This window comes from Curtobacterium sp. WHRI 8282 (genome assembly GCF_040223925.2).
Taxonomy (GTDB): domain Bacteria; phylum Actinomycetota; class Actinomycetes; order Actinomycetales; family Microbacteriaceae; genus Curtobacterium; species Curtobacterium flaccumfaciens.
Genome location: NZ_JBEHCD020000003.1, coordinates 633,577 through 645,596, shown reverse-complemented (window position 1 = coordinate 645,596; position 12,020 = coordinate 633,577). Strand labels below are relative to the sequence as shown.

The 12,020-nt window shown below is 69.3% G+C and carries 14 protein-coding genes; 10 read left to right on the top strand and 4 right to left on the bottom strand.

Features of this window, described 5'->3' with window-relative positions:
* Positions 1-55 precede the first annotated feature (55 nt).
* The 3 genes from ABRP24_RS13935 to pepN all read right to left on the bottom strand — a co-directional run bounded on the left by ABRP24_RS13935 (position 56) and on the right by pepN (position 4,296).
* Positions 56-517 (bottom strand): globin, encoded by a 462-nt coding sequence (locus ABRP24_RS13935; RefSeq protein ID WP_232536654.1) that lies wholly within the window; start codon positions 515-517, stop codon positions 56-58.
* A gap of 59 nt (positions 518-576) precedes the next feature.
* Positions 577-1,641 carry a mechanosensitive ion channel domain-containing protein gene (locus ABRP24_RS13930; protein WP_349847913.1) on the bottom strand — a complete coding sequence of 355 codons (1,065 nt, stop codon included), beginning with the start codon at positions 1,639-1,641 and terminating at the stop codon, positions 577-579.
* Positions 1,642-1,716: 75 nt separating this feature from the next.
* Positions 1,717-4,296, bottom strand: a complete 2,580-nt coding sequence (gene pepN / locus ABRP24_RS13925; protein ID WP_349847910.1) for an aminopeptidase N — start codon at positions 4,294-4,296, stop codon at positions 1,717-1,719.
* A gap of 120 nt (positions 4,297-4,416) precedes the next feature.
* Between pepN and ABRP24_RS13920 the strand changes: the two genes are divergently transcribed.
* The 7 genes from ABRP24_RS13920 to ABRP24_RS13890 all read left to right on the top strand — a co-directional run bounded on the left by ABRP24_RS13920 (position 4,417) and on the right by ABRP24_RS13890 (position 9,316).
* On the top strand, positions 4,417-5,070 hold the full coding sequence (locus tag ABRP24_RS13920; RefSeq protein ID WP_259577230.1) for a DsbA family protein: 654 nt from the start codon (positions 4,417-4,419) through the stop codon (positions 5,068-5,070).
* 80 nt (positions 5,071-5,150) lie between these two features.
* A complete protein-coding gene (locus ABRP24_RS13915; protein ID WP_176708385.1) occupies positions 5,151-5,474 on the top strand; it encodes a hypothetical protein in 324 nt (107 codons plus the stop codon).
* Positions 5,471-6,673 carry a hypothetical protein gene (locus ABRP24_RS13910; protein ID WP_349847907.1) on the top strand — a complete coding sequence of 401 codons (1,203 nt, stop codon included), beginning with the start codon at positions 5,471-5,473 and terminating at the stop codon, positions 6,671-6,673. Before ABRP24_RS13915 ends, ABRP24_RS13910 begins: the two co-directional genes overlap by 4 nt.
* Positions 6,670-7,125, top strand: coding sequence for a hypothetical protein (locus ABRP24_RS13905; protein WP_173035643.1), 456 nt, complete (start codon positions 6,670-6,672; stop codon positions 7,123-7,125). The genes ABRP24_RS13910 and ABRP24_RS13905 overlap by 4 nt, the downstream gene beginning before the upstream one ends.
* 106 nt (positions 7,126-7,231) lie before the next feature.
* The gene (locus tag ABRP24_RS13900) at positions 7,232-7,690 is read left to right on the top strand and encodes a hypothetical protein (protein ID WP_349847905.1); all 459 of its coding nucleotides are present in this window, start codon (positions 7,232-7,234) and stop codon (positions 7,688-7,690) included.
* 125 nt (positions 7,691-7,815) lie between these two features.
* On the top strand, positions 7,816-8,274 hold the full coding sequence (locus ABRP24_RS13895) for a hypothetical protein (protein ID WP_111057871.1): 459 nt from the start codon (positions 7,816-7,818) through the stop codon (positions 8,272-8,274).
* Positions 8,267-9,316: a hypothetical protein gene (locus tag ABRP24_RS13890; protein WP_349847903.1), complete on the top strand. Its 1,050-nt coding sequence runs from the start codon at positions 8,267-8,269 to the stop codon at positions 9,314-9,316. The genes ABRP24_RS13895 and ABRP24_RS13890 overlap by 8 nt, the downstream gene beginning before the upstream one ends.
* 10 nt (positions 9,317-9,326) lie before the next feature.
* Here ABRP24_RS13890 and ABRP24_RS13885 read toward each other — a convergent pair whose 3' ends face one another.
* Positions 9,327-9,854, bottom strand: coding sequence for a GNAT family N-acetyltransferase (locus ABRP24_RS13885; RefSeq protein WP_232749742.1), 528 nt, complete (start codon positions 9,852-9,854; stop codon positions 9,327-9,329).
* Between ABRP24_RS13885 and ABRP24_RS13880 the strand changes: the two genes are divergently transcribed.
* The 3 genes from ABRP24_RS13880 to ABRP24_RS13870 are packed head-to-tail and all read left to right on the top strand — an operon-like array spanning position 9,853 to position 11,995.
* A complete protein-coding gene (locus ABRP24_RS13880) occupies positions 9,853-10,494 on the top strand; it encodes a helix-turn-helix transcriptional regulator (RefSeq protein ID WP_349847901.1) in 642 nt (213 codons plus the stop codon). The genes ABRP24_RS13885 and ABRP24_RS13880 overlap by 2 nt on opposite strands.
* A gap of 46 nt (positions 10,495-10,540) precedes the next feature.
* Positions 10,541-11,029, top strand: coding sequence for a ribose-5-phosphate isomerase (locus tag ABRP24_RS13875; RefSeq protein ID WP_027464669.1), 489 nt, complete (start codon positions 10,541-10,543; stop codon positions 11,027-11,029).
* 36 nt (positions 11,030-11,065) lie between these two features.
* Positions 11,066-11,995, top strand: a complete 930-nt coding sequence (locus ABRP24_RS13870) for an Fpg/Nei family DNA glycosylase (protein WP_071246661.1) — start codon at positions 11,066-11,068, stop codon at positions 11,993-11,995.
* The last annotated feature ends 25 nt before the right edge of the window (positions 11,996-12,020 follow it).

The following is a 12,020-nucleotide window of genomic DNA, read 5'->3' as shown; positions in this document are numbered from 1 at the left end:
GCCTCCCGTCCGCCACGGGCGGTGTCCACCGCGCCGGCGTCGCGCCGGGCGCAGGTCAGTCGAAGGTGTTCGTCATCGCGTGGGCGGCGCGGTCGAGGTAGCCCCAGAGCTCGGCTTCGTCGAGGGGTGCGAGCTCGAGCGACTCGACCGCGTCGTGCATGTGGTGGAGCCAGCGTTCCCGGGCCTCGGAGGTGATCCTGAACGGGTTGTGCCGCATCCGCAGGCGGGGGTGTCCGCGCTGTTCGCTGTAGGTGCCCGGGCCGCCCCAGTACTGCTGCAGGAAGGCGGAGAGGCGCCAGATCGCACCCTCGAGGTCGTCGGCCGGGTACATCGGCCAAATGACCTCGTCCTGCTGCACGCCCTCGTAGAAGCGCCGGACGAGGCGGTCGAAGGTGGGGGCACCGCCGATCCGCTCGTACAGCGAACCCGTGGCCGAAGCGCCGTGCTCGCCGACGCGCAGGGTGATGGGCTGCGCCGGGACCCCGACGGAGCCGTTCGCGCCGGGGGAGCCGGGCATGCCGAGCGAGCCGCGCGCTCCGGGCCCGCCCGTGCCGCCGCTCGGGGGTGTGGGGACGGTCATCGGGGGTCCTTCCCGCTGTCGGGGTCGTCCGTGCGGATCGGCTGCCCGAGGATGTTGCGCTTGGTCCGCCGGGGCTTGGTGGGTGCCGGGGTCGGCTGGGTCCGGACAGTGCGCAGGCCGTTGATCGAGGTGGCGTTCTCCCAGCCCTCGGGCATGATCATCGCCATCGCGGGCAGGGTGATGCCGAGTTCGTCGACGGCGTGCTTCAGGCGGGTGCGGAGCTCCCGGCCGACGACGTCGAGCTCGGACGCGCGGGTCTTCACGACCAGGCGGAAGACCATGCCAGCATCGGTGATCGACTGCAGCCCCCAGATCTCGGGCTTCTCGACGATCCGCTGCCGCCAGCGGGACTCCTGCGACATCGTGACGGCGGCCTTGAGCAGGGCGTCCTGCACGGCGTCGATGTCGGTGTCGTAGGGCACGGTGATGTCGACGAGCACGCGCGACCAGCCCTGCGACAGGTTGCCGACGCGCAGGATCTGGCCGTTCGGCACGAACCACAGGATCCCGTTCACGTCGCGGATCTGCATGACGCGCAGCCCGACGTTCTCGACGACGCCCGTGGCCTGACCGGTGTCGACGACGTCACCGACGCCGGCCTGGTCCTCGAGGATCATGAAGACGCCGGACAGCAGGTCCTTGACGATCGACTGGGCGCCGACGGCGAGACCCGCTGCGACGAGCGATGCCCCGCCGACGATGCCGACTGCGGCGCCCTTCCACACAGCAGTGGCGATGATGACGAGTGCGATCGCGACCACGACCACGGTGGCGAGGTTCTCGAGGACGCTGCCGAGCGTCCGGGTGCGCTGGACGACCCGAGCCGTCTGCACGGGCGACGCGATGAGGGCCTGCGTGTCCGCGGCTCCCTGGCGCTTCTTGACGCCGTTCACGATCCGGTCGACGACCTGCTTGATCATCCGGCGCAGGATCAGCCGGAGGATGATCGCGGCGATGATCGTGATGACGATCGTGATCGGCGCCTGCCAGGTGTCGACGAAGTCCGTGAACGCGTTCGAGACCAGTTTGGACGTGTCTTCGGTCGTTGCAGCCAAGTTCATATCCGGTCGATGCTAAGCGGCGGGGCCTCGGCGTCCCTGGAGGAACACCAAGACCCCGCCGGATCAGCGCAGGGGTCAGGCGTCGGCGGCCTGGACCCGGAGCGCGCGCTCGGTGCCCGCGAGGCTCTCGGACACGATGCGGCGCAGCGCCGGCGTCTCCGGGTGCTCCTCGAGCCACGCGGCGGCGGCGTCACGGAGCTCGGCCGACGCGAGCGGCGCCGGGTAGAGGCCCGAGACGATGGTGTCCGCCATGTGGTAGCTGCGCTCGGCCCAGATGCGCGTGAGCACCTCGAAGTACTTCGGTACGAGGCCCTCGAGCAGCACCGGGCTGTTCACGTGCTGGAACCCGACCGTGGTCTGGCGCACGATGGCGTTCGGCAGCTCGGACGAGTCGACCAGCGACGAGAACGCCGCCAGCTTGCCCTCGGCCGTGGGGATCGTCGCCCGGGCGCGGGCCGCGGCCTGCTCGCCCGACGCGGTCTTGTCCGCGGCGAGCTCGGCGTCGATCTCGGCGTTGTCCGCAGCACCCGCGAGCACGAGGCCCTCGAGCAGCTCCCAGCGCAGGTCCGTGTCGATCTCGAGGCCCTGGAGCGTGACCGATCCGTCGCGGAGACCCTGCAGGGTCGCGACGTGCTCGGGCGTGGACGGGATCTGCGCGAAGAACTTCACGAACTGGAACTGCGCGTCCGAGCCGGCCTCGGCCGAGGACGCGAGCTGCCAGAGCGTGTCGCCGACGGTGCGGACCGTGACTTCGACCGAGCCCGGTGCCACGTAGTTGCGTGCGGTGAGCAGCAGCTGCGAGAGCGTCGTGCGGATGGTCGTCGACTCGGTCTCGGTCGCGATGTTGCCCAGCACGAGGCGGACGTAGTCGCTGGCCGGGGATTCGGCGTCGCGCGTGGCGTCCCACACGGAACCCCAGACGATCGAGCGGGCAAGCGGGTTCGCGATCGACGCGAGGTGCTCGATCGCGGTGCGCCGGGAGTGCTCGTCGAGACGGATCTTGGCGTAGGCCAGGTCGTCGTCGTTCAGCAGCACGAGGTCGCCGCGCTGGACGCCGACGAGCTCGGGCACCTCGGTGCGGGCACCGTCGACGTCGATCTCGACGCGGTGGACCCGCTCGAGCTTGCCGCCGGCGGAGGCCGTGTCGGCGCCGAACGGCGCGGACTCGTCGTTCTGGAAGGCGTACACGCCGATCGCCAGACGGTGCGGGCGCAGCGTCGGGTAGTCGGCGGGGGCTTCCTGCAGGACGGTGAACGACGTGATGACACCGGACTCGTCGGTCTCGATCTCGGGACGCAGGGTGTTGACGCCCGCGGTCTCGAGCCAGAGCTTCGACCACTCGGTCAGCTCACGGCCGCTCGTCGCCTCGAGCTCGACGAGCAGGTCGCGGAGTTCGGTGTTCGAGTGGTGGTGCTTCTTGAAGTAGGCGGAGACCCCCGCGAAGAACGCGTCGATGCCGACCCAGGCGACGAGCTGCTTGAGGACCGAGCCGCCCTTCGCGTAGGTGATGCCGTCGAAGTTGACCTGGACGTCTTCGAGGTCGTTGATCGTCGCGACGATCGGGTGCGTCGAGGGGAGCTGGTCCTGGCGGTAGGCCCAGGACTTCTCCATCGCCTGGAACGTGGTCCAGGCCTCGGTCCACTCGGTGGCCTCGGCCGTGGCGATCGTGGAGGCCCACTCGGCGAAGGACTCGTTGAGCCACAGGTCGTTCCACCACTTCATGGTGACCAGGTCGCCGAACCACATGTGGGCGAGCTCGTGCAGGATCGTGACGACCCGGCGCTCCTTGATGGCGTCGGTGACCTTCGACCGGAACACGTAGGTCTCGGTGAAGGTGACCGCGCCGGCGTTCTCCATCGCACCGGCGTTGAACTCCGGCACGAACAGCTGGTCGTACTTGTCGAAGGGGTAGGCGACGTCGAACTTCTCCTCGAAGTACGCGAAGCCCTTCTTCGTGATGTCGAACACGTACTCGGGGTCGAGGTACGAGGCGAGCGACTTGCGCGCGAACACACCGAGCGGGATCGTCCGGCCGTCGCGGCTGGTCAGCTCGTCGCGCACGACCTCGTACGGGCCGGCGACGAGCGCGGTGATGTAGCTCGAGATGCGCGCGGTGGGCGGGAAGGCCCAGGTCGCGACGTCGCCGTCAACGTGCGGCTCCGGCGTGGGGGAGTTCGAGACGACCTGCCACCGCGACGGCGCCGTCACGGTGAAGGAGAACTCGGCCTTCAGGTCGGGCTGCTCGAACACCGCGAACATGCGGCGGGAGTCGGGGACCTCGAACTGGGAGTACAGGTACACCTCGTCGTCCACCGGGTCGACGAAGCGGTGCAGGCCTTCACCGGTGTTCGTGTACAGCGCGTCGCTGACGACCACGAGCTCGTTCTGCTCCTGCAGGTCGTCGAGCCGGATGCGCACGCCGTCGTTCACCGCGGCGCCGTCGAGCGCCGTGCCGTTCAGCGTGATCGAGTGCACGGTCTTCGTGATGGCGTCGATGAAGGTCGATGCGCCGGCGGTGGCGGTGAAGCGCACCCGCGTGGTGCTGCCGAAGCTGTCGGCGCCGCGGGTCAGGTCGAGCTCGACGTCGTACGTCTGCACGGCGACGACGGCCGCGCGCTCCTGGGCTTCGATTCGGGTGAGGTTCTCTCCGGGCACGCAACGCTCCATCTTCGCTGGGGACGCGGACGATCGGTGTCCGCGTACGGGGCCCCGGACGGCGTCGTGCGCCGGCGGGACGATGGGCTCCAGCCTAGCGACGCCGCGTACGCTCGGATCGTGACCGAGACGACTGTGGACAACCCGACCGACCCCACCACCGAGCGCACCGCCGTGGAGTTCTGGTTCGACCCGAACTGCCCGTGGGCCTGGATGACGAGCCGCTGGGTGGGCGAGGTCGCCGAGCACCGAGACCTCGACGTGACCTGGAAGGTGATGAGTCTGTTCGTCCTCAACGAGGACCAGGACGTGCCGGACAGCTACAAGGAGCGCCTGCACGCCGGCCAGGTCTACCCGCGCATCGTCACGGCGGCGAAGCTCCGGCTCGGCCAGGACGTCGTGAAGCCGCTGTACGACGCCCTCGGCGAGCACATCCACCACCGCCAGGAGTCCGACCCCGAGCAGGTCGTCCCCGCCGTGCTCGCGGAGCTCGGCCTGGACGCCGACCTGCTCGAGTACGCCTGGACCGACGAGGTCGACGCCGCCGTGCGCGCCAGTCACCAGGACGGCATCGACCGTGTCGGGCAGGACGTCGGCACGCCGGTCATCGCCGTCGAGGGCACCGCCTTCTTCGGACCGGTCATCTCCCCGGCGCCCAAGGGCCAGGAGGCGCTCGACCTGTGGGACGGCGTCGTCGCCGTCGCGAAGGTCCCCGCCTTCTTCGAGCTGAAGCGGTCCCGCACCGTCGGTCCGATCTTCGACACCACGGACTGACGGACTGGAGGCGCGGCGCGGGCTGGCACCGCGCCTCCAGTCCCTGCTACGGTCGCTTCCGGCCGGTGAAGTATCAGGGGATGGGGATCCACATGGGGGAGTCGTACCGCGTCGACCGCGCGGCGTCCGCGAGGACCGTGGCGAACGTGCGCACGGCGGCATCCGGCGTGAGCCGACGTGCGGACGAGGTCACGCGAGCGCTCGACGCGCTCGCCGAAGCGGCGAGCGGATCGCCGGAGATCGCAGCGGCGCTGCGGTCGTTCGCGTCGGGGCGCACCGAGACAGCGTCGAGGATCGGCAAGCACCTCCAGGCGGTCAGCGCGGTCGGGACGATCGCGCTCGCCGCCGTCGACGAAGCGGACGGTCAGATGGCGAGCACCGCCGATCACGCGGTGCAGGGATGAGCGGTGCGGTCTCGGCGGCGTCGCTCGACGAGATACGTTTCGACATGGGTGCCGTACTGGCCGCCGCCGATGACCTCCGACATGCCTCCGGCGATGTGCGGAGCGCCGCATCGGACGGAGAGCACTCCTGGTCCACCATGCCGGCGGTGTTCGAGATGACCGGCGTCAGCGCAGCGATGCCCGCCATGACCCACCGGTCGACCGCCGTCGCGACCGAGCTCGCCGAGAGCGCCGAGCGCCTGCACGAAGTCGTCGATCGGGCGTCCTTCGACTTCGCCGAGCTCCAGATGCGACGGGCCGCACTGGTCGAGCGGATCGCGTCGTTCGCCGGCGGACTCCACGCCGCGGTCGAACGTCACGACGCCGCGTTGCCCGAGCCGCCGGACTCGAGCACGTCGTGGGACAAGATCCCCGGCCTCGCTGCCGAGGACGCGACGCTCCGGGCAGCGGTCTCGGACTGGAACGAACAGTGGCGAGACTGGCAGCGGCGACTCGCTTCGCAGATCCGGGCCATCACCGGCGGTGACTCGACCGCCGGCCTCGCCGGGGATGAGACCGACGTGCGCACCGCGAGCCTCGTGGCGCCGATGCCGCTTCCGGGCTTCCCCTCCGCACCCTTCCAGTTCCCGTGGCCCTGGCTCGGCGCTGCTGGTGGGACCGCTGCCGGTACCGGCAGCGCCGTCGGCGGACTGTCGGCGCTCGGGCTGCTGGGCATCCTGTTCGGCCTCAGCGGGGACACGAAGCAGCAGACCCCGGCCGATGCCATGCGGCAGCGTATGGCGCAGGCGGACCAGGACGCGTGGGCCTGGACGCACGATCCGCTCACGGGCAAGCCCCGCGAGGTCGCGGGTGGCGCCGGGATCATGACCGACGTGGTCGGGCCGATGACCGGCGCGGAAGCCATCAAACACGCGCGGAAGTACGGCCGGGTGCCGAAGAAGAAACCTGTAGGCGAGGTTGACACCCCGGAGGAACTCGTCGACATCTGGAGGGAGCTCACCCGTGGGGGCAGACCCATGGACGGCGGAGCTCCTGATTCGACCTCGGTTGAACTCCCTGACGGCTCTCGGGTGCAGTGGCGTCCAGACAGTCAGTCAGGCGGACCCACCATCGAGATCAACGCCGGTGGGAAGAGCAAGTACAAGATCCACCTGCCCAAGGGATCTCCACGACACGACCTACCGGAGGAACACCGTTGAACGAGCTGACATACCAACTACTCGCTGATGTGTCCGATGAGGTCGGCTCGGAACTGTACGGGTGGCACATCGGTATCGCCGAGAGGACGCACGAGGCGGAGGAGATCGTGCAGGGTCGAGTCCTCGGTTACCTCCGGGACCTGCTCCAAGCGGACTTGGTCGGCCTCGGGTCGATCGAAGCCGACGCCGCGGGCAGAGGCGTGTGGTCGAACTGGAGCGGTGACGTCGCTGAGCTCGTTGAACGGGCAGCGGCGCGATACGGGCGCTCCGACACGGTGTGGAACCTCTTGGTGACGGGAACGCCACACGGGGTGGCCATGTTCGAGGCGGAGGAAGCGCGACGAGAGGCCGCTGGGCAAGATCCTTGGGCGCATGTCGACGACCACTTCGGAGGGATCTGGGACGCGGACGGCAACGTGATCGAGGAGCACGGGGACGAGATCGTTTTCTGACACTGGCCTCGAGTACGTCCCCTTCCCTGCTGAGGAAGTCCGTGCAATGCCGCACGGCTCCATGCCCTGACCTGCCCGACGACGCGATGCCGGAAGGATGATGTTGATGAACGAGTTCACCTCCTTCTGCCTGGCGTCCGTTCAGGACGGGACCGGCGAGAACCTCTGGGCGTGGACCGGCAACATCGAGAAGCGACGCCATCGGCCTTTGAACGAGACTCGCGAGTGGCTCCTCGACGTACTCGCCCGCTTGCTCGAGCGTGATCTCGTGTGTGTCGGCGACTACCAGGAGAACGGTGGTGGGCATGCCGGCTGGGAGACGTGGACCGGGAGCGTCGAAGCCGTCGTCGACAGAGTCGCGTCGATCTACATGGTCGATCTCGCTCCTGACGAGGTGCAGTACTGGGCCTGCTACCTGATGCGGACGGACACCGGTGCGCAGCTGTACGAACGAGAGCGATCGCGGCGCGAGCTCGCGGGTGAGGACACTGTCCCGCGACTTCGTTCGGTCTGGGACGAGGACGGCAACGTGATCGAAGAACACGGCGATGAGATCGTTGTCTGACGCCGGACTTGAGTACGTTGCCCTGTTTGCTGAGGAAGTCCGTGCGCTCCCGGACGGCTCCATCGCGGCGATGCAGGAGCCACTGCCCTGCTACTGCCCGATGACGCAAAACCAGAGGGATTCGAATGAACGAACTGACCTACTACGTCCTTGCGACGACCTACAACGGAACGGGCGAGAACCTCTGGGGCTGGGCATCGACGTTCGAGATCGAACGACATCGTCCCCGCGAGGAGACGCGCGAATGGGTACTCGACAACCTTCGCCGTCTCCTCGCCGAGGGACTCGTGTCCGTCGGCACGTACGAGCCGGACGGGCCCGGACGTGCCGGCTGGGACGAGTGGCAGGGCACGCCTGACGAGATCGTCGAACGAGTAGCTGCTGTCTACACGCTCGAGCCGGGCGACGTCGAGGTCCCGTTCTGGGATTGCTACATCATGGACACGCCGAAGGGAGATGCCCTGTTCGAAGCCGAGCGTGCCCGACGGATCGCCGCCGGTCTGGACCCCTTCGCACGGGATGACGGCATCTGGGACGAGGACGGCAACGTCATCGAAGAACACGGGGACGAGATCGTTGTCTGACGCCGGCCTTGAGTACGTCCCGTTCCCTGCCGAAGAAGTCCGCGCGATGCCGGACGGCTCGATCGCCGCGATGCGGGAACCACTCCCCGGGCACGAGTCGTACATCGACGTCGTCCCGCCCGCTGATGCGGAGGACCCCCGGGTCCAGCGGCGCAGTGTCCGGCACGACGACGGCCTGACACCGAGCGCCGAGCCGGCGCCCCGGACGCCCGAGGAACAGCTGCTCCTCGAACTGACGGAGTTCAACCGGAACGGTTGTGCGACCGACCTCCGCGCGCTGCACCGCATGGTGCGGACCGATCACGAACCCGACGCCACCCGAGCCCGGGCGATGGCGCTGCGGTCCGTCGAGATCGGCCTCCGTCGGGGGCTCCTGACGAGCGGGATGTTCGTCCGTGCCGGTTCGGAGCTTGCGTTCGTCGAACCCGAGCGGAGCGCCGCTGACCGGATTGCGACCGTCCGGGAACGCTACGTCAGCGCACCCCAGGCCGGCGAGTCCGACGGTGACCTCGCGAACTCGGTCTGGCTGATGAACACGACGGACGGCGAGCGGTACGCGCGGACCCACAGCGCCGACCAGGCCAGGGATGACCGGGCGAGCGATGCTGGGCCGGCGACGACCCCGAGCGTGCCCGCGGTCGTCGTGCGGTCCTCGAGCGACGAGTGGGGCGACAAGAACCACGAGCTGCTCGCGGACAACGTCTTCGAGGAACTCCGCAACGGCTGGCTTTCGTGGGACAAGGGCATCGGCGACGATGCACTCAAGAACCTCGCGTGGGGGATCGCCGCTGAGATCGTGTACGCCTTCGACGTGAAGTGGTCGCCGGACTGGGTCGCGAAGGGCCATCCACACCGTTGGCACGACGAGGCCGGCTGGCACGCGCGGTGCAACGACTGCCTCGACGAGAGTCCGGCCGAAGCCGACGAAGCGGTCGCGTACTCCTGGTTCGCCGACCACCGTCCGATCGCGCACGGTGACACCGCGCCGCCGTTCCGACCGTCGCCACCGCCCCTGGACGTCCCGATGCCGGGCGCGGACTGACCGTTGACGGTCAGACGAGCGGCAGCCGCATCATCGTCAGGTCGAGCCAGCGGTCGAACTTGCGTCCGACCTCGGGGACGACCGCGACCGTGGTGAACCCCAGGCGTTCGTGCAGGGCGATCGACCCGGTGTTGGTGCTGCAGATCCCGGCCATCATGACGTGCCGCCCCTCGGCGGTGGCGCGCGCGACCAACTCGGCCATCAAGGTCGTCGCGATGCCCCGGCCGCGGAACGTCTCGACCACGTAGACGCTGTGCTCGACGGTCAGCCGGTACCCCTGGTGCGGCCGCCACTGGGAGTACGTGGCGTAGCCGGCGACCTGCCCGTCGACCTCGGCGACGATCACCGGGTACCCGTCCGCCTGCCGTTCGGCGAGCCAGCCGTCGAAGTACGAGCGGGGATGCGGCACCTCCTGCCAGATGGCGGTGGAGTGCAGGACGGCGTCGACGTGGAGCGCGTGGACGACGTCGAGGTCGCGCGGTTCGCAGTCCCGGACGATGACCGGGCCCGTCGCGTTCGTCGCATATGCTGTCGTCATGTCTCACATCGTAGACGACGAGCACCCCGATCCCGCAACCGGCGCCGACGACACCTCGGTCGCCGAGCAGCGGGCGCTCGGTGAACGCCTCCAGCGGCTCCGCACCGAGCGGAAGTGGAGCCTCACCGAGCTCGCCGAGGAGTCCGGCGTCTCCCGCGCGATGATCAACCGCGTCGAGCGCGGGGTCTCCAGCCCCACCGCGACGATCCTCGGTCGTCTGTCCGGTGCCTTCGGCCTGACGATCTCGCAGCTCCTCGACGATGCCCTGGAGCACGAGGTGCCCAGGGTGACGGACCCCGATGAGGCGCGCGGGGTCCAGCGCGGCGCGACCGCCGATTCCTGGACCGATCCCGACACCGGGTACCGCCGCCGTCCGGTCTCGAGCGCGACGTTCCCCGCCGACGTCACCGAGGTGCGCCTCCCGGCCGGCCGCGAGGTGGCCTACCCGGCGTCCGCCTACGCGTTCCTGCGGCACTGCATCTGGGTGGTCGACGGCGTGCTCGAGGTCGTCGTCGGCGGCGAGCCGACGCGCCTGGCGGCGGGGGACCGGATCGAGCTCGGCGACCCCGCCGACGTCGTCTACCGCAACCCGGGTGAGGACCCCACCCGGTACCTCGTCGTGGTGCTCCGCGCGCCGTAGTCCGTGGTGGTCCGGGCCCCGGAGCCGCAGGAATATGATCGGTTCCATGCGCATCCACCTCGGAACGGACCACGCCGGCCTCGAGTTCAACAAGACCCTCGCAACCCACCTGACCGAAGCCGGGCACGAGGTGGTGGACCACGGTCCGACCGAGTACGACGCGCTCGACGACTACCCCTCGTTCTGCATCAACGCCGCGCACGCCGTGGTGCAGGACCAGCGCGCCGGTGTCCAGGCGCTCGGTGTCGTCTTCGGCGGTTCCGGCAACGGTGAGCAGATCGCTGCCAACAAGGTCGAGGGCATCCGTGCCGCGCTCGTGTGGAACGAGTCGACCGCGCTGCTCGCCCGTCAGCACAACGACGCCAACGTCATCTCCATCGGCGCACGCCAGCACACCGAGGACGAGGCGATCCGGTTCGTCGACCTGTTCATCGCCGAGCCGTTCTCCGGCGAGGAGCGCCACGCCCGCCGCATCGCCCAGCTCGCCGAGTACGAGACCACCGGGCTGATCGCCGGCCGCCAGATCGACGCGTAGTCCGGCCCGTCAGGGGTACCGGGTAGAACGGTAGTCATGCCCGAGGGTCACTCCGTCCACCGCATCGCCAACCAGTTCACCCGGCACTTCGTCGGCAAGCGCTGCGAGGTGTCGAGCCCCCAGGGTCGCTTCGCCGCCGGGGCCGCGCAGCTCGACGGCAAGCGCATGATCGCCGCGCGTGCGGTGGCGAAGCAGATGTTCCTGGAGTTCGAGGGCGACCTGTTCCTCCGCGTCCACCTCGGGCTGTACGGGGCGTGGGACTTCGCGGGCGTGATCTCCACGGCCGAGGCGCTGTCCGACGACGACGACCGCGAAGAGTCGCTCAGCTCGATCGGCGCACCGCGGCTCGCCCGCTACCGGATGGCCGAGCAGGAGAAGGCGGAGGACCCGATCGAGTCCTTCCCGCCGGACCCGGTGGGCCAGGTCCGGGTGCGGATCCTCACCGAGGACACCGTCGCCGACCTGCGCGGCCCGACCGCGTGCGTCGTGGAGACCCCGGCCGAGGTGCAGCGCGCGCTCGACAAGCTCGGCCCCGACCCGATGAACGACGACGGGCCCGAGGCGGAGAAGACCTTCGTCGACAACGTCCGCCGTCGGAACGTCGCGATCGGGCAGCTGCTCATGGACCAGTCCGTCGTGGCCGGCATCGGCAACATCTACCGCGCCGAGCTGCTGTTCCGGCAGCGCATCGACCCGTACAAGCCCGGCAAGAAGATCACCGTCAAGCAGGCCAAGGCGCTCTGGGCCGACTGGTCGAAGCTGCTCCACGACGGCGTCCGCGACGGCCTGATGATGACGATGGACGACCTGTCCGAGGCCGACCACAAGAAGGCCCTGCGCTCCCGCAAGGACCGGCACTGGGTCTACCACCGGCAGGGCGAGCCGTGCCGGGTGTGCGGCACCGAGATCCGGATGGCCGACATGGCCGGCCGGAAGCTCTACTGGTGCCCGAAGGACCAGAAGTAGCCCACGGGGCACAGACGCAGCCGCC